Raw genomic sequence first — 17,620 nt, 5'->3', positions numbered from 1 at the left:
TATCCCCCCTTTTTTTATATTTTCTTATACTACAGAAGAACGAGTATTACTGTAATCCTCATAGATCTTTTCCGCAACAATCTTTTTCAGTGTTTGAACCACCAAATTGATCTCTTCATAAGAGGTATATAAAGCAATTGGAGCTAGGCGAATCACATTAGGTTCACGAAAATCTGGAACAACACCATTATTTCTCAATGCAGCCGCAATCCGATAAGCCTCTTCATGTTGCAGGCAAACGTGCCCGCCACGCACTCGATCATCTGTACTATTCCCATAAGAATACCCATAATCAGCCAATTCTTGATCGATTAAATACATTAAATAAGCGGTTTTATTCAAAGAATTTTCTCTAATTTTTTTCATTCCTAATTGATTGAAAATTTGTAAAGACCCTTCCAAGCCGGCCATTGAAAAAATTGCCGGTGATCCAATTTGCCAGCCGCTTGCATCAGGTTGTGGTTCAAATTGATGTTTTAGTTGGAATTGAGTGTCGTTGCGATTACCAAACCACCCTGCTAAACCCGGTTTCTTATCAAAATGTTTTTGATTGATATATAAGCCAGCAGTTGATCCAAGTCCGCCATTTAAATACTTATACGTACACCAAACAGCAAAATCTGGTTGAATTTCTTTAAAATCAATTTCAATTGCACCAATCGCATGACACAAATCAAAGCCAATAATAATTCCACGCTTATGCGCCTCTTCCGTCAAACGCTTCATATCGATAATCTGTGCGCTTCGATATAAAACAGTCGGTAATAAAATCACGGCTACATCATCTGTCATCGCTTCAATGACCGCATCTTCGTCAATAAATTCTCCATCTGAACTTCGCACAACCTTAACAGCATCCTCAATTGAATACCCTTTTAATTCAACAATACTATCAACGGCATAACGATCTGTTGGGAAATTTAAATCATCGACCAAAATTTTATAGCGATCTTCCGTAGGGTGATAGAAAGTTGTCAATGCTGAATGAATATCGGAAGTTGTGCTGCCAGTCACCGTAATCTCTTGCGGTGTCGCATTAACCAACGGTGCCATTAAAGCGGAGATTTTTTCGCCATATATATATAAATCATTCCAAGCCTGAACCCCTTCTTTTTTCCAGCGCTCAATCATCTTTTCAATACTAGCTACAGCAGCTCTAGAAGCCATCCCTAAAGAGTTGCCATCCATATAGATTTCTCCTGGTTGAACAAAGAAATCTTCACGATATTGGTGCAACTTATCTTTTGTATCTAATTCTTTTGCATAGTATAAACCTGTTTGAAATGTTGTATTCACGTTGTTCCCTCCTAATTTTTAAGCGTTTCTTTCGTTGTTAATAAATAGATAATTGATCCAGCCACACCGAGAACTGCGATACCTGTCAGGACCAATAACCCAGCCACCCAAGAGAAGTTCTCAATTATTTTAGAAATGACTGGTGCACCAATCACGATTGCTGTGTAATAAAACAAATTGACTAAACTCATAGAATAGCCAATCAAGCGCTCATTTCCTGCTGCTCGAGGAACTAAAATCGTAATTGAAGAGGATGCTAGCATTGCGGCTGCCGACAAGAAAAAAACTTGGGCTATAATTAACCCGCTTATTCCTCCTAAAAATGGTGCGGCTAAACAGGACAACGCCAATGTTGTGAAAGCTCCTAAAATTACGATACCTGATTTCTTTACTCGATCTAGTAAAAAGCCTGCCACTACACCAAAGGGAATCCCAAACAACCCAAATAATCCTGAATAAAAGTTCGCCGTTGCTTGAGAAAGGTGGTAATAATCACTAAATAAAACTGGATATAATGCAATATAGGCATATAAAACAAAAGCCATACAACCTTGTAAAATCCCTAATATCCATATCGTCTTGTTCTTTATCACCGCCTTAAATGGTGAACCCGCCTTCTCTTCTATTGCTTGGGTATCCTCTACCGGGGCATCCAAAAATAGGAAATATAGAATCCACATAATTATGGATAAGCCACCAATTAAATACCAACTAGCAAAGTGTCCAAATCTCTCAGACAATGGTAAAAACAAATTCATTGAAATCAATGAGGCTAAAGCTGGAAAGGTCGTAAAAATACCGATCGCTGTTCCAGAATGAGAGCTATCCTTAAACCAATAACTGATTAGGACTACAGCTGTCATCACAATCGTCGAAAATGAGACACCTTCAATTACCCGAGTTACTAACAGTAAAGAAAATGAACCCGCAATTGTCCCTAAAAAATTCCCTACCGCTAATAGTCCGATAATCACCAATAGCAATTTCTTTGCCCCAATTTTAGTAGCGAGCGCCCCACCTGGAATCGCTATAAAGATACCTGAAATCGTAAAAACCGAGGTCAACAAAGACATCTGTGTCAACGATGTATGAAGGTACTGAGACAATGGGGTAATCACCGGGGCTATCTTCAGCTGTGACATTCCGATCAACGTCCCGCCTGCATAAAGCAAGAAAAATTTCATCCATTTATTCACTTATTTCCTCCTTCTGCTAACAAGTTTAAAAGCGCTTTCAAACCTTGTACTTATTATAGCGAAAAGCTTTTTACGTTGAATATGCTAAAAAAAAGTTTATTTCCTCTTTTTTTTCGTTTAAACTACAAATAGTAATTTATTTTTTGGCTAAAATAATTATTTCAATAAATTGATGCTGTTTTACCTAAAAAGGGGGACTCGATTATGGATACGATTGATGAGACTGATTTAAAGATTTTAAAACTGTTATCAGCGGACAGCCGCATGCGTATCAAAGATCTTTCAAAAACTGTGAGGATGTCTGAACCAAGTGTCAAACGACGAATTGAAAAAATGGTTGATATTGGTGTTTTGCGGAATTTTACTATTGAAATTGATTATAGTAAATTAGGTTTCTGTATTCCCTTCTATGTAAAGATCAGTAATTTAACGATCCACTTTAATGAGTTCATAAAAAGAGCTCGCCAGCTCAATCCTACTTTATCAATTGATTCCGTCACGGGAGAAGAAAACTATATCATGCAGGGACGCGCCCAAACAATTGCTGAGGTAGAAAAATTATTGGCGGCAATGATGGCATATGGCAAGGTATCAACATCGATTATTTTGGAAGAAACTACTGGAAAAAAGTTAATTGAACTTTTATAAAAAAATGATCCCCCTATCTACGACATAAGTAATTCTGTCGTAGATAGGGGGATTGCTTGGCGGTAGGAGGAAAATTTTAGCATAAAGGAATGAATTAGCAAGCGGAATAATTGGCATTGAACAAAGCACGTTCTTATAAACTAGTTAGATTAAATGCATTTGCTTCGCCTTATCAACGGCAGTTACACGGGAACTAACCTCCAATTTACGATAGATGTTTAAAATATGGGTTTTGACTGTCGCTACTGAAATAAACAATTTATCACCAATCGCTTTATTAGTCAGGCCTTTAGCCATTTCTCTTAAGATCTCGATCTCTCGCTCAGTCAATAAAGAACCTAAGCTGACACAGCATAAATTCATTATTTTGTGATGAAAATCTTTCTCGCGTGGTTCCAAATTTGCTTCGATTTTATCTTTCAGCAGTTCAATAAGTTGAGCAATTTCTTGGCGAAAAAGAAAGAAGTCATTCAAGATTTGATTTTCACTGCCATAATATAAGCACTCATGATAAATATTCAGCAGCTGCCTGGAATTATCTCCGGCCATTTGCAGCAATGCTGCCAATTTTAATAGATTAGCCTCAATGATTTTAGCGTAAATACGTTGCTTTCGACTCTTTTCTAAAATTCCATCAGTCACATATATACATCCTTGATAGTCCCCTCTTTTTAACAGGATCATGCCATAAAATAACTGATAGGCCATATTATGAAGTTCAGGATGCTGTTCATAGGCTTCGATAAATTGCTCCTCATAATAGCCCGGCAGCTGATCAATTTTTAGAACGTATTTCATAATACCGGATTGTGTAAAGGGATTGCTGTAGCTACCTGTTGCTCCAGTTTCCAATTCTTTAAATACTTGCCAGCCTTTTTCTTCATCACCGGCAAGATAATGCAATTCTGCTAAATTATATAAATAGGACGCTCGGATGTGTGGGTGTTTGTTTGTGTCAGCTCTTTTCAATGTATCTGCCGCAGCCGCCAAATTTAATTGTTTCAAATGAATACCAGTTATCGTGATAAAAAAACTAACTTGATAGGTCTCTTTCATCTTGGAATTGATTCCTAAACTATCTAGACTCTGATAGACTTTTGTCAAAATAGACAGGCCTTTGTTCAGCTCACCCGTCTCCTCGCAAATTTGCGCTAATAATGTCTGATTAAAATAGCTCAAAAAATTACTTTTACTCTTTTGATTCAATTTTTCACTTGCTTCAATGAATTGTTTTGCTTGCTGATAGCTTTCCTTAAAAAAGAGAATCACAGCACTTTTCAAGAAAATGAGTGCTTTAGATACATCATCCAGCTTCAGTTGATTAATTTCTTGAATTGTGTTCGGTGTCTGAGCAGTTGTTAAATAGTCAGAACCAAGCAGTAATTTAATGCCGCTTAACGCTCGAATTTCTTTTTTTTCAGGATATTTTTCTTCCAGCGCTTCAATCAAGTCGTAGCAATTATCATAATCAAGATTGGAATAATAATAGACAAATTTTTGAAAAGCAAAATCGATATTCGTCAACGCAATTTCTTTCGGAATTTGCTCGATATAATACATTCGCCGAAAAGATTGTTGATTTTCCACGATCAGATTCATAAGCTGCGGATATTCACCTAATTCGAATAATAAAGAAATCCCTTCATCTAGGTATCCATCTTCGATAAAAACGACTGCCGTTTGTTTTCTTAAGTTTCGTTGTTGTTCGACCGGCAATGTTTGAAATTCTTTAACTAGATATTCTTTAAGGATCGGATGAAAAGTAAATTTTTGCTCCACATTATCAATACAAGTAATCATAAGATTCTTTTCCAGCAACCCCTCAATCATGGACAAGAAATTGACCTTTGGAAAAATTTCTCGACTTACGTTGGGATAGACGAAGGGAAAGAATCCTGAGATAACCAAAAAATCCTGCTCCTCTTTCGATAAGTTGCCAAATATTTCTCTTGCTAGATATTCTGAAAGGATTTTATTTTCAAAGCTGATTTTTTCAGCATGAGGTTGATTGATCTTTTTAACCGCCATCAACAGTTTTAATCCACCGATCCAGCCCATCGCAGTTTCAAGTAAATAGTTCTTCGTTTCTTGAGAAAGCTCTTCACGAGAATTTTGCTGAATAAAGGTCGTTCCCTCATTATCAGATAAAAGAAAATCGTCTTCCCGGATATACTGAAGTTGTTCTGCCAATAGAAATTTCGTTAAATACAACTCCGGCTGATACCTAGTTGTGATTACTACATGCAAATTATCTGGGAGTTCTTCTAAAAAACGTTCGAAGGAATGAAGAACTGCTTCATTTTTTACAGTATGAAAATCATCGAGGACTAGATACTCATCTGTTTCAAGAGTTAAGCTATTTACTAAAAAGAGAATAAATTCTTCAATATTTTCAGAGTTCATTCCTGATTGAAAATAGACAAGAAGTTCCTCCTTTGTCGAATCCAACCGGCCCTTCAGTGTTTCGATCAGATAGCTCCAGAAAACGATCAAGTGATCACAATCTTCATTAAGGGTCAACCAATGCCATCGATCTGAAGGGAGATAACTAAGCTTCTCTCGGATGGCGGTCGTTTTACCATGCCCAGCCCCTGCTTCTAAGATCATCAATTTTTTTTGAAGGCCGATTTGTATTTTTCCAGCTAATTCTTCTCTATTAACAGATTTTCCAAGAATTTCTGGTGCTTTAACGCGATTCGTTGATAAGTGTTTTCGCATAAAGATTTTCCTTCCAATAAAAGTACCCTTAGTATATCAGTTTACTCAATTACGGACATACTCCCTTCTTGTTTTTAAAATAGCAACGATCATCAAAACCGTACTTACGCCAATCAAATAGAGCAGCCGTTGAGAGTTTTCTCCATAGCTTTGGCCAGCCTCAATATTTTTAACTAACTCCAAAAATTGTTTTTGCGGCAACCAATGGATTAAGCTGTTGAAGAACTTATTGCCGTTATCCAGCGAAAAGAAACTCCCCGATAATATGGTGGTGATCATCATAATCATCGATCCCAACATACTTGCCGTATCTGCTACTTTGAAAAAGGATGCGTTGCAAATTGAGAATGACACCCCAAAGAGAGCGATCAAACCAATCAATACAAGATAATTGGAAACAGAAAAACCGATGTCGGTAAGACCCAAAAGCGAAATACTCGCAAGAATCAAAATGTTGGGAATAAACAGTAATAGCCAAGAAAACAATGAATAGTTCGCGAATAATTTGATAAAACTAACTGGTGTGGTGCTGATTCGTTCCATAATGTGTTTTTCTTTATCTTCACTAAACAGCAGCATATTCGTTACACTGGACATCAATACGAACATCAACATATAGCCGATAATCATGCTGCCAATGCCTCCTTCGTTTTTCTGACTATTTCGAATAGACTGAGGATTTTTGAGGTACTCCGTCAGTTCTTTTTTATATTCCTCACCTTTAAAGGTCGTTATCACGGGAGTACCGCTTCGCATATCAACAATTGCGTCATACGTTCCTAAGGCTAACGCTGATTTTTCAGGTTCTTGTGAAAGGCGATCTATTTTTACAGTATCCGAAACTACTTCATGTTTCGAAGGGCCGATTAGTCCAATTTTGGTTGAAAAATTTTCTTTACCGCTAACAAAAACTGCTAGAACAATGGATACAAGGATCAAACCTAACATAACAAAGAGCCGTGCTTTATTCTGCCATGTTCTAGCCCCATCATTTCTGAACATCGCGATCATACATATCCCTCCCCGTTAAATAGAATCGTCGATACTGCCAATATCAAAACAGAAAAAGCGACTAGCATCAAAAAAACTGAAGAAAAGTTTGCCGAATTCTGATCGTAAATCATTTCGAAGATTGTCTGTGCCACCTTAGTCGTAGGCAGCCACTTGCTTATCTTGACAAATGTCTCTCCTAAGTTAGCGATTGGAAATAGAAAGCCAGAGAGCATTGCCAACGCAGCAGTCAAAATACTAAGAATTTGATTGGCAACTCCTTCACTTTTGAAAATACAGCACATCAATACTCCGATACAGCTGAATAGTAAGTTCATTCCAATAAATAAAAGCCATATCTGCAACAGCTTGCCATCACCAAATCTTATTTGAAACAGCAAATGACAAATCACAGCGGCGATGGTATAAAAGAAAGTAGTAAAAATAAAAGTAGCAACAGCTTTTGAAAAAGGAATAAACCAATTACGTATAGGTGAATACACAATTCGCAAATTGGCCTTTTTGATTTTTTCCTCCATGAAACTATTGGCTGAAAAAGTCGCTGCATACATCGTTGAAAACAACATTAGTGTGACACCGTAATAGTCATAACTAGTAAAATAATCTCCATACAGTCCTCCCGTTAAAAAACCTAATATGGCGACTAACAGAAATGGAAACATTAAACTAAAGAATATCCACATAGGATTCGTAATCAGATTCATCGTATCACGTTGAATAATTCTAAAAAGTCGATACATTGTTCTTCTCCTTTCTTAATCTCTTAAAGATCGACCCGTTAAATCCAAAAAGATTGTTTCTAAATTAGCCTCTTGAACAACAACATTTTGGATTTTCTGTTGCAAACGAATCAGCTTGTCGATAATGTGATCGAGATTCTCGATTCCTTTGATTGAAGTGATTAACAATTCATCCTCGTTTAATGCCACTTCTTTTACACCTTCAATTTGATAAAAGGAGTCCAACGAAATTTCATTTGAATCACTGATTTCAATCGTGATTTTTCGTTCATCATTTTTTTCTTTTAAAGCTTCCTTTGTCCCCTCAGCAATAATCTGACCATGGTCCATAATAATAATTCGCGAAGAGATTTCTTCTACTTCTTCCATATAATGAGTGGTGTAGAGAACAGTCATTCCTTTCAACTGCATATCTCTGATCGAATTCAATATGTGATTTCTAGATTGAGGATCAATTCCTACCGTAGGCTCATCCATAATAAGCAAGGCCGGGCGATGAGCGAGGGCACACGCGATGTTTAGTCTTCGCTTCATACCACCGGAAAAGGATGCTACCTTTTCTGTTCGATGACTGGTTAACCCCACCGATGACAACGCAAAGGTGACTCCCGCTTCCAATTCTTTTCCTTTCAAGCCATATAAAGAAGCGAAAAATTGAACATTCTTTTCTGCTGTCAGATCCTCATATAAAGCTAAATCTTGCGGAACAACGCCCAATTGTTGTTTAAATGCCTGCAAATTTTTATCAATCGGAGCACCCTTGCAAGTTACCTCTCCGCTATCAAATCCAAGTGCACCACATAGAATATTGATCGTTGTACTTTTTGAGGCGCCATTTGGTCCTAGGAGACATAAAATCTCTCCTTCGTAAATTGAAAAGGATATTCCATGGATCACCTTTTTACTTTTATAGCTCTTTTCTAATTGTTTTACTTCAATTAATGGTTTCATCAACGCTCTCCTCCTTACAACTTCTATTGTAGAAAAGGTTTGGTTTGATTCCTATCCACCATGTGGTTGATATTCAGAAATTATTTCACTCGGCTAAAACAAAATAGAAGAAGGAGAATAGTCGATGCATGGACCATTCTCCTTCTTCTATTTTGCGTTTTTTTTGAATTTAATTGTCTCTACAGCTGTTTGTAAACTGGTCTCGTCCCGAAGCGGGATCAAAACAGCAGTTAATTTTCCCGATTTATGAATCGTTGCACCGTTGGCTTCAAGCTTGCTGAACAATTCGCTGGCGACCAATGTTGGCCAGATTCTTTCACCAAAATAAACTGTCACCTTAATGCCTGTCTCCCAAACAGATATCCAGCCGAGGTTTTTCTTTTTGAATAAAATTTTGCTTAACCAATTATTTCCATCCTTATAATAATTCCAGTCTTCCATGAAGGATTGATCATGAAGCTCGACTAACAACTGCTGGTAAAGCTTTAGATTATCTGTGGAAAGCTGGTTCGCCAAATTTTCAATTGTTGGGAATTCTTCTGGGTCTTTTAAGATAGGTTTCATTTAAAACGCCTCCTTTACCATCAGTTTACCAACAGTAACTTGTAAATGAGTGTCAAGTTCTGTACTTATTTAACAGTTTTTCAATCCGAGCAGCCATTCTTGCGCGATATTCTTGTGGTGCTTGAATTTCCAAATGATCCCCATAGGAAAGTAAAAAATTCATGGTAGATTCATCGTCAGGTAATGAGATGACAACGATTGATGTCCCATCCTCCTGTTGAATAATCATTTCAAATTCTTCTTGAACTCGAGAACGAACGGCTGCATCAAACCATAGGGTCAGTTCAATCACGCGGTTAGGCGGTATTTGCTTTTTAGAGAAAACTTTTGCGGGTGCTTCACGTGTGAAGGATTCTGACAAAACATCCAATTCCCGTATTCGAGTGATCTTAAATAACCGTCCATCCGCTCTCAAACGACAAAAGGCATACAAATACCACGCTTTATCTTTAAAAACCAGTTTCAGAGGCTCTAAATTTCGTACGGTGATTTGACCATCGCTTCCTAGATAGCCTATTTTGATAACTTTTTTAGAAAGAGTGGCTCGTTGAATTTCCAAAAATAAATCATTTCGCCAGCCGGTCCAATCTGAAAAATCAATTTCTAACCAATCGTGCTTCTCCTTTTTGAAGAGCATACTGAGTTTTGCGGCTAGCGGACTGGTCGTCGTGCCATCGGTGAGATTCCAATTTTGAAGAGCGATCAATAGTTCTTTTTGTTCTTCATCAGAAAACAAGGTTCTATCTAAAACATAATTTTCACGGATAAAGATCCCTCCGCCTTTGCCTCTGACCGCATAAACTGGAATACCCGCAGCACTCAATGCATCAATGTCGCGATAAATTGTACGAGCGGAAACCTCAAATTTCTCTGCCAGCGCTGGTGCGGTCACGGAACCTTTTTCTAATAGAATAAAAAGAATTTGCAATAGTCTGCTTTCAATCATTTGCCGCCCTCCCCTCATTATCTAGCATATCACGACACTCAGAGCAGGAAAAGGACTGATCCGAATTATCTGGATCAGTCCCATCTGACGTTATTCATTCCAATAAAAATTATCGATCAATCGTGTTTTTCCAATATAGACAGCGATCGGTACTAAAATCGGGGAATCAATCGTATTGACCGTTTTCAGTGATCTTTGATCAACAACTTCTATATAATCAATTTTCGCCAATGGTTCCTGATTAATAGCCTCGACCATTGCTTGAATCACTAGTTGTGGATCACGAATACCGTGCTCTAATTGATTTTTCGCCAAACCTAATGCACGACTTAACACTAGCGCAGCCTTTCGTTCAGTTGCAGATAAGTAAACATTCCGTGAACTTTTGGCCAATCCATCTGCTTCGCGAATGATCGGACAAGCAATGATTTCTGTAGGAACATTCAGATCGCGAACCATTTGCTGAACAACAGCAACTTGCTGCGCATCCTTTTGGCCAAAGTAAACGCGATCCGGTTGAACAATCTGCAATAATTTTAAAACGACGGTCGTAACGCCTCGAAAATGAATTGGCCGACTGGCGCCTTCTAGCACTTCCGTCGTTCCATAGGCTGCTACATACGTATTAAAACCAGCCGGATACATCTCCTGTGGCTCAGGATGAAAAATTAAACGAACCCCAGCCTTTTCGCATAACTCCTGATCTTTCTCCAGATCACGAGGATAACTGGCTAAATCCTCATTTGGTGCGAATTGTGTCGGATTTACAAATATACTGACAACCACATGGTCATTTTCTTTAACGGCTTTTTCAATCAAACTTTGATGTCCTTCGTGTAAATAGCCCATGGTAGGTACTAGACCAACCGATTGCCCCAGCTGCCGCCAGTATTTGATTTTCGTTCTTGTTTTTTCGATCGACTCGACAGTTTCCACGCTTACTCACCTTCCTCTAATACTTTGATTATTTCTGGTGCGATACTGAAAGTATGTTCTGGGGCGGGAAACTCCTCTTGTTGGATTTCAGCTTTGTATTGTTGGATCGCCTCTGTCATATCTATACCTAATTCAGCGTAACGTTTAACAAATTTCGGTTGCATGTCGCCGTACATTCCCAGCATATCTTGATAAACCAAAACCTGCCCATCCGTCTGATTACCGGCGCCGATGCCAATTGTCGGGATAGTCAGTCTTTTCGTAATCAGGGCTGCCAGGTCGGCGGGAATTGCTTCTAAAACGATCGCAAAAGCACCTGCTTTTTCTACCGCCAGCGCATCTCTCAGTATTCTTTCAGCAGCTTCGATCGTCTTTCCTTGAACCTTGAATCCACCAAAAGCATTGATTGATTGCGGAGTCAGTCCGATATGTCCCATGACAGGGATAGATGCGCGCGTGATTGCTTGGATCGTATCGCTAAAGGCTTCGCCGCCTTCCAGTTTGACTGCCGCGGCTCTGCCCTCTTTCATCAATCTGCCCGCATTATAAACAGCATCGGAAACCGAGATGTGATAGGACATGAATGGCAGGTCAGCCACTACAAGCGCATTCTTCGCCCCGTTCGCCACTGCTTGAGAATGGTGAATCATATCCTCCATCGTAACGGATAAGGTATCCTCATAACCAAGCATCACCATCCCTAATGAATCTCCTACCAGAAGTGAATTGATCCCAGCTTGATCCATAACTTTAGCAGTGGAATAATCATAAGCTGTCAGCATGCTGATTTTTTCACCTTTTTCTTTCTGTGCTTGCATCGTCAAAACGGTATTTTTCACTGATTCAACATCCTTTCCATTACTTGATAATCCCGTTCCGGGTGATTTGCAGCTGCTATGTGAAGCAGCTTTTTAGTGAGCGCTCGATAAATAGCTGCTTCTTCGCCTGTTAATGTTGCTAAGTGATCACTCACTGTTGAAAGATCATTCCTTTCAACTGGTCCAGTCAACGCTTCACTAGGACTCATCGCTAGTAAATTCTGGGTATTTTGTAAAAAGAGCTGACGCCAAGCATTCTGGGCGAATTCTTCCGGCAAACCGCAATTCAACAATACCTCTTCAGCGGTAGCTGCCAATCCGACGACTAGGTTGCTGGCAAATACACAGGCGGCATGATATCGTACTTTCTCTTCAGAAGCGATGACTGCTAAGGGATTATTTAACGACGCCAAGATTTTTTCGACGTATTTTAAATTTTTTGAACCTTCCAATGTAAAGGGAGCCTCAGCTATCAGCTCCAATGGCATCTCTTTATTAGCAAAAGCCAGCAAAGGGTGCAGCGAAAAGCAGGATGACACCTTCTTGGTTGTAAAAATACTCGCACTCTTCGCACCGCTGCAATGGAAAATGAATTGTTCGTTTGATATCAAGGGCTCAACTTCAAACCAAACTGCTGCTAAGCAATCATCCGGAACAGTCAGAAACAACCAATCACTCGCCTTGACGCATTCAGCCAAACTAGTAAACGCTTGACTCTTTGTTTTTTGCGAACTTTCGACAGCTTGCTCAAAATGATTACTGTAAAAACCGGCAATCGCAAAGTTTTTGCTGTAAAAATAGCGGGCTAAATTCGTTCCTACTTTTCCCGCACCGATAAAACCAATCCGCATCCGTGTTCCTCCTTTAAGTCTTTCCTTAAAAATTTATTAGAAAAAGTATAGCATAACTGCGATTAAGTTTGCTGCGGCTTTTTGAACTGACAAAACGATATTGTCCATTTCTTTAAGTAAATTAAAAAAATACCTCAAGGTTGTTCCCCTGAGGTATTAATTATTTCCTTTATTTAGCTGTTAACGCGGCTTCTTTATTTAAGAAGAACGGACGGTAATAGGCCGCCGCATTAGACATCGGCAAGACTTCTTCACTTAGTGCGATACCGATTTCTTCTATTAAATAGCTGCGGCGCGCTTGCATTCGTGACCACATTTCTGGGTAATCCGCTTTGATGGCTGCCCGCAAACTTTCATCCGCTAGTACTACGCCACCTTCACAGCTAGCACCAGAATAGCCGGCAACTGATGGAATAATATCAAATTGGAAAATCATACCGCTTTTGATTCGTTCTGTTGAGGCAGGATAAATCGGTGAAGCCAACCATTCCTCATCCGCGCAAAGATGACCTGGATTTAAATGCCAGCCGTATGTCGCTTTTGGCAAGACTTGCTCGATCTGATTGTATAAAGTCATACCCGTCCTATCAACAGCGATAGTTTCAAACCAGGTCTTGACCGCATTAAAGTAAGGCTTAGCAATACGATCTAAATAATCCTGCTCAGCTTCAGGCAATTCTTCGCTGGTGTTGACCGCATAACCGCCGCGGCTTTGCAGACCGCCTTTATATCCACTAGTCATGGAAATACGATCGCCAAGCTGAATCTTCTTCCCTGTTGGATACAAGTTCGCTTTCTCAAAACGTGCGCCAGTCGCCATGATCGTAACTACACTAGGCGTTTGACCATAATTATTCAAGTACGCGCCGATCTCCATTTCACTTTTTCCAAGTTTCAATTGATCCATCGCATTTAAAATACAATTCCCAGCGACCATTGCACCAAACTCATAATGAGCGATTTCGTTGGCATTGTTGGTAGTCCGTAAGCCATTTTCACCAATCATCAAATAGGCGGCATTCTTGAAATTCGCTGCTGGGGCTGCTTGTTTTAAGCCTTCTACTAAAAAATATGGCAGATCAAAAAATGCGGCATTGTCTTCTTGTTGACTAGTGAAGTTCTTCCAGCCGATCAACCCAATTGAAGCCGCAGTGTCTAATTTCGTTTGTTTCAAAATATCCGGCACACTCAACGTTGTTTCCATCGGTTGATTTGGCAGTGAGAAATGTGGCAAATGGACTGCCTTCGCTTCGATCCGAGCAAATGGTACTTTATTCAAGTTTTCGTTTCCTAAGACTAAGTAAGCTTCACCGGATTGGTGAACAACCAATAATGCCTCCTCAAAACGCGGAACAAAACCCGTGAAATACTCAAAATTTCCGCCATGTTCCAAGTCAGCATAGATCACGACTGCATCATAAGCATCTTCCCGCATTCTTTTTAATAAATTATCTTTACGTGCTGCCATCGTCTGATCTGTCAGTTGAACCGGCAAGACATTTTCATCTAATTTGGGTGCTATAATTTTTTCTAATTTAATCACGTTTAGTTAGCTCCTTCTTTTTTTCTATCATAACATAGCACTGTTTGTGAAAATACTCACTTTTTTTCTTCTATCTCAACAATTTATTTTATTCTCTAACTAAATAGCTCGCTTTTTTTTAAGAAAATCGGTAAAATTATAAACATAAAAAATTATTTTTGAAAGGAGTCAATATGAAACAGCTACTTAACTCCTCTACTTACCGACGAATTCAATTCGTTGAATTTTTAGATCAGCTGCCTTCCTGGTGCGATATTAAAGAGGCTGCCCGTACGATCGATTGCTCCGCGAAAACGCTATTATCAGATGTCGATTTCATCAATGAGTTTTGGGGAGATTATATTTATATTGAATACTCAAAATTCCAAGGCGTACGCCTGAACAATATTACTTCAAATAAAATGGGCAACGTCTATGGCCTGATTTACAAAGAATCGAATGAGTTCCAATTTGTTGAAAAAATGCTGTATGAGTCCAATCAGGACGCGGATTATTGGATCAATGAATTGTTTATGAGCGAGGCTTCCTTTTACCGGATGGTCAATGCGTTAGAGGACTTTTTAAAACGGCGCGGTCTTCAACTTGAACGATCGCCCTTTCGAATCACAGGGCCAGATGAACGGTGGGTCCGCTTCTTTTACCAACAATATTTTACAGAAGCATATGGGGTCAACCAGTGGCCCTTTTCTCTGGATCATGAAGAAACTACCTGTTTTATTATGCGAACCTCCACAGACTTTGATGTTTCGCTAGATGATCGAGAAATTCAAGAGGCAGCCTATTTATTCCTGGTGACTTTAAACCGAATGCATCAGGGATTTTACTTGCCAGAAAGTATTTACGCTGAAGAAGACGATACGATCGACAAGGTCATGGATTTCAGCCGTCCCTTTGCTGAACATTTATTAGCAGAAACTGGCTTCGAGCTGCCGCAAAAATGGTACAAAGAAATTAGTCGAACCGTTTTCCATGAGTTTTACAATTGGGACAATCCCGAACAGATCGTGCGGATTAACAGCAAGATCGATACCTTTTTAAAAAATCTCTCACTAGCGATCGAATATCCGTTGGATCGTGAAGATAGGCGGAAGATCATCCAGCAAATGATGTCATGGTATGTGGAATATAATTTTTATCCTTACCGTCAAATCATGCTGTTTGATAAATATCAAAAATTTGCTCGTGAGATTCAGCTGGTCTATCCGATTTTCTCAACCCTTGTAAAAATCCATTTGCAGGATATCGAAAAGAAATCACCAGAATTATGGACCGACATTCGCTTAACCAATATCTTTTTCTTACTAATGAAGGAATGGTCCCACCTGCCCTTACACTTAGAAAAGCTGAGACGAAAAGTCACGATCCTCGTCGTTAGCGATCTAGGCCGCAAGCATGGAGAAATGCTGCAGGATTTCCTAACCGCAAATTATAATAAATGGATCTCCGTTGATACCTTCAAAGAGCCTGTCATCTCAGCGGGACCAGAAGACTTTGAAGACTTTGCTAAGTATGACATCGTTCTAAGTAACAATCCGATCAAAAATTATGACAGCGAAAACGTCTTAATCGTGAACAATTTCTTCTCTGCTTCTGATCGAGAAAATCTATGGAACCTTATCATTACAACACAGAAAAATGAATCTCGCAGACACTTAAAAGCACTGGGAAATATAAAAACAAAAACTGCCAAGGAAATCTACTTCTCTCAACAAATCTTAAACAAATAGAAAATCAGCCTCGTTTAAACGCTTCTGTTTAAATGGGGCTGATTTTTTTCTCGATTATTTATTGGCAAAGACAATCAGATTATAGTCATCATTGATACATGTTTGCAGAGTGATACGTTCTCCGCCGCCAGTTCCAGTGATCTGATCCCAGTAATCGGTTCCGTCTTCCGCCATTCCCGAATCATCAACTGTAACGACCTGGGAAACGGTATATGAAGTTACATTATTGGAACTGTCAGAAACCTCTACTTTCGCTCCGGCTCCTACTGAAAATAGAACATTAAAGATTCCAGGGTTATGCCCGATGAAGTGTGTATTGGCTCCGTCGTTTCCTGATTGCACGGCTGCTCCACCCCAAGTTGCTACTTGATTTGGATTAGCGTCAATGATTGCTTGACCACTTCCTTGTCCAGCATTTGAATAAGAAATAAACTGCCCGTTAATCATTAATTGGTCCGCTTGAATTGAAGTTGGCTGTTCTGGCTCTGCTACATTCTGATTATCTGTTGATTCAGCTGTTTGGCTCGCTGGTTCTGCTTCATTAACCACTGGTTCTGGTTGATCAGTCGCTTCTGGAGATGCAGTCGTTTCCTCCGCGGCAGTTGAAGAAGCCTTCGTTTCGGATGCTCCCTCATGGTTGCTTTGCGCGTTAGCCTCACTACTGCTCGTTGATTGATTTGTCGTTTCAGACGGTTTAGTCGAAGTATCCGATGTTCTTTCAGATGAAGCCTCAGCTTTTTTATCTTCCTTACTAGTAGCCTTTTTGACTGTTGACTGTTCCGTCGTACTAGAAGAAGAACTCATGTCAGAATCTGCTAAGACAGATGCAGCACCCGTTGTTAAAAAAAGGGCGGCAATTAAAATAAATTTTAAATAGGTACTCATTTCCATTTCCTCCTAAGCAAAAGCTATTTGCTATTTGCCTACAAATTAACGGAAAATCGAGAATATACGTTGGATACTGCTCGTGAAATAACTATCTATATTATATTTATCTAGCTCAATCGACTAATTAGCGGGTTTTTCTTCAATTATTTCATAACTTTCTCTGCGTATGACAAAACTGGTCGAGCAAATTATTGGGAAAGTTCTTACTTTACGATAGAATCATAGGTTTAAGAGATATCCCGAGGAAGTAGTTGATACTCATTAACATCCTCAAAAAGTTCAGAACGAACAGCAAAATCCAAAGTTTTTATATAATCTTTTAAAAGATTCAATAATCCATCAGAAGCTTTCGTATCAAGGATATCTTCACTTTTAGCGCAATCAAAATCTCTCATAACAAATAGCATGAGAGTCTTTATAAAGTTTTTACCAAGGCTTTTAAAAAGACTTTTATAAAACTCTGGGTTTTCTTCACTATTTTCCAGGTATTCCTTGAAGTCTTCTGGAGCTGAAATTTCATCCGTAATCAATTGTATTTTTTCTGGTTGATCCGCGACATCATACGCTTCCAGTAATTGATTGAAGCGAGTTGCTGACATGGTCGAAGGCAATTCTAATGTCTTCTTCCTATTCCCATTCACAATAAAGAAGCGAACAGCGTTCTCAGGATCTAGTAATCGACAGATCGTGACTTGATACTGCTGGAATACACGACGATAATACTCATTTTGTTGGAAAACGCTCTCCAGCTCTGGAAATATTTTTTGCCTTTTTATCTTTGCTGAAT

Annotated in this window: 16 protein-coding genes; 2 read left to right on the top strand and 14 right to left on the bottom strand. The window is 39.1% G+C overall.

Annotated elements, in window-relative coordinates:
* Positions 1–24: 24 nt before the first annotated feature.
* Together kynU and IGI38_RS18370 are read right to left on the bottom strand one after the other, a co-directional pair.
* Entirely contained in the window at positions 25–1,296 is a 1,272-nt protein-coding gene (gene kynU / locus IGI38_RS18375) for a kynureninase (RefSeq protein WP_438733233.1), read from the bottom strand.
* Positions 1,297–1,307: 11 nt separating this feature from the next.
* Entirely contained in the window at positions 1,308–2,492 is a 1,185-nt protein-coding gene (locus IGI38_RS18370) for an MFS transporter (RefSeq protein WP_438733231.1), read from the bottom strand.
* Positions 2,493–2,696: 204 nt separating this feature from the next.
* Here IGI38_RS18370 and IGI38_RS18365 point away from each other — a divergent pair, with 204 nt between their 5' ends.
* Positions 2,697–3,140, top strand: a complete 444-nt coding sequence (locus IGI38_RS18365; RefSeq protein WP_438733229.1) for an Lrp/AsnC family transcriptional regulator — start codon at positions 2,697–2,699, stop codon at positions 3,138–3,140.
* A 144-nt stretch (positions 3,141–3,284) separates the two neighbouring features.
* Here the strand turns inward: IGI38_RS18365 and IGI38_RS18360 are convergent, their stop codons facing one another.
* From IGI38_RS18360 to IGI38_RS18315, 10 genes are all read right to left on the bottom strand, one after another.
* Positions 3,285–5,858, bottom strand: a complete 2,574-nt coding sequence (locus IGI38_RS18360) for a LuxR C-terminal-related transcriptional regulator (protein ID WP_438733227.1) — start codon at positions 5,856–5,858, stop codon at positions 3,285–3,287.
* 45 nt (positions 5,859–5,903) lie between these two features.
* Positions 5,904–6,869, bottom strand: a complete 966-nt coding sequence (locus tag IGI38_RS18355; protein WP_438733225.1) for an ABC transporter permease — start codon at positions 6,867–6,869, stop codon at positions 5,904–5,906.
* On the bottom strand, positions 6,866–7,609 hold the full coding sequence (locus IGI38_RS18350; RefSeq protein ID WP_438733224.1) for an ABC transporter permease: 744 nt from the start codon (positions 7,607–7,609) through the stop codon (positions 6,866–6,868). The genes IGI38_RS18355 and IGI38_RS18350 overlap by 4 nt, the downstream gene beginning before the upstream one ends.
* A gap of 15 nt (positions 7,610–7,624) precedes the next feature.
* Positions 7,625–8,560, bottom strand: coding sequence for an ABC transporter ATP-binding protein (locus tag IGI38_RS18345; RefSeq protein WP_438733222.1), 936 nt, complete (start codon positions 8,558–8,560; stop codon positions 7,625–7,627).
* Between the two features lie 147 nt (positions 8,561–8,707).
* A complete protein-coding gene (locus IGI38_RS18340; protein WP_438733220.1) occupies positions 8,708–9,124 on the bottom strand; it encodes a DUF3788 family protein in 417 nt (138 codons plus the stop codon).
* Between the two features lie 52 nt (positions 9,125–9,176).
* The gene (locus IGI38_RS18335) at positions 9,177–10,070 is read right to left on the bottom strand and encodes a helix-turn-helix transcriptional regulator (RefSeq protein ID WP_438733218.1); all 894 of its coding nucleotides are present in this window, start codon (positions 10,068–10,070) and stop codon (positions 9,177–9,179) included.
* Positions 10,071–10,160: 90 nt separating this feature from the next.
* The gene (gene panC / locus IGI38_RS18330) at positions 10,161–11,006 is read right to left on the bottom strand and encodes a pantoate--beta-alanine ligase (protein WP_438733216.1); all 846 of its coding nucleotides are present in this window, start codon (positions 11,004–11,006) and stop codon (positions 10,161–10,163) included.
* Between the two features lie 2 nt (positions 11,007–11,008).
* Positions 11,009–11,845: a 3-methyl-2-oxobutanoate hydroxymethyltransferase gene (panB, locus tag IGI38_RS18325; protein ID WP_438733214.1), complete on the bottom strand. Its 837-nt coding sequence runs from the start codon at positions 11,843–11,845 to the stop codon at positions 11,009–11,011.
* Positions 11,842–12,675: a Rossmann-like and DUF2520 domain-containing protein gene (locus IGI38_RS18320; RefSeq protein ID WP_438733213.1), complete on the bottom strand. Its 834-nt coding sequence runs from the start codon at positions 12,673–12,675 to the stop codon at positions 11,842–11,844. Before IGI38_RS18320 ends, panB begins: the two co-directional genes overlap by 4 nt.
* 169 nt (positions 12,676–12,844) lie before the next feature.
* On the bottom strand, positions 12,845–14,218 hold the full coding sequence (locus IGI38_RS18315; RefSeq protein ID WP_438733211.1) for a M24 family metallopeptidase: 1,374 nt from the start codon (positions 14,216–14,218) through the stop codon (positions 12,845–12,847).
* Between the two features lie 173 nt (positions 14,219–14,391).
* Here IGI38_RS18315 and IGI38_RS18310 point away from each other — a divergent pair, with 173 nt between their 5' ends.
* Complete coding sequence (locus IGI38_RS18310) at positions 14,392–15,945, top strand: helix-turn-helix domain-containing protein (RefSeq protein ID WP_438733209.1); 1,554 nt, start codon at positions 14,392–14,394, stop codon at positions 15,943–15,945.
* 54 nt (positions 15,946–15,999) lie between these two features.
* Here IGI38_RS18310 and IGI38_RS18305 read toward each other — a convergent pair whose 3' ends face one another.
* Entirely contained in the window at positions 16,000–16,830 is an 831-nt protein-coding gene (locus IGI38_RS18305; RefSeq protein WP_438733207.1) for a sortase domain-containing protein, read from the bottom strand.
* Between the two features lie 230 nt (positions 16,831–17,060).
* Positions 17,061–17,432, bottom strand: coding sequence for a hypothetical protein (locus tag IGI38_RS18300; protein WP_438733206.1), 372 nt, complete (start codon positions 17,430–17,432; stop codon positions 17,061–17,063).
* Positions 17,433–17,620 lie beyond the last annotated feature (188 nt).

Source organism: Enterococcus sp. AZ128 (genome assembly GCF_051714485.1).
In the GTDB taxonomy this organism is placed as follows: domain Bacteria; phylum Bacillota; class Bacilli; order Lactobacillales; family Enterococcaceae; genus Enterococcus_A.
Note: the sequence above shows the minus strand (reverse complement) of the source record. Positions and strands in the feature narration are given on the sequence as shown.

Coding starts and splice junctions, on each gene's coding strand:
- IGI38_RS18365 (WP_438733229.1), top strand. CDS start 2,697: ATGGATACGATTGATGAGACTGATTTAAAGATTTTAAAACTGTTATCA.
- IGI38_RS18360 (WP_438733227.1), bottom strand. CDS start 5,858: ATGCGAAAACACTTATCAACGAATCGCGTTAAAGCACCAGAAATTCTT.
- IGI38_RS18355 (WP_438733225.1), bottom strand. CDS start 6,869: ATGATCGCGATGTTCAGAAATGATGGGGCTAGAACATGGCAGAATAAA.
- IGI38_RS18350 (WP_438733224.1), bottom strand. CDS start 7,609: ATGTATCGACTTTTTAGAATTATTCAACGTGATACGATGAATCTGATT.
- IGI38_RS18345 (WP_438733222.1), bottom strand. CDS start 8,560: ATGAAACCATTAATTGAAGTAAAACAATTAGAAAAGAGCTATAAAAGT.
- IGI38_RS18340 (WP_438733220.1), bottom strand. CDS start 9,124: ATGAAACCTATCTTAAAAGACCCAGAAGAATTCCCAACAATTGAAAAT.
- IGI38_RS18335 (WP_438733218.1), bottom strand. CDS start 10,070: ATGATTGAAAGCAGACTATTGCAAATTCTTTTTATTCTATTAGAAAAA.
- IGI38_RS18320 (WP_438733213.1), bottom strand. CDS start 12,675: ATGCGGATTGGTTTTATCGGTGCGGGAAAAGTAGGAACGAATTTAGCC.
- IGI38_RS18310 (WP_438733209.1), top strand. CDS start 14,392: ATGAAACAGCTACTTAACTCCTCTACTTACCGACGAATTCAATTCGTT.
- IGI38_RS18305 (WP_438733207.1), bottom strand. CDS start 16,830: ATGAGTACCTATTTAAAATTTATTTTAATTGCCGCCCTTTTTTTAACA.
- IGI38_RS18300 (WP_438733206.1), bottom strand. CDS start 17,432: ATGTCAGCAACTCGCTTCAATCAATTACTGGAAGCGTATGATGTCGCG.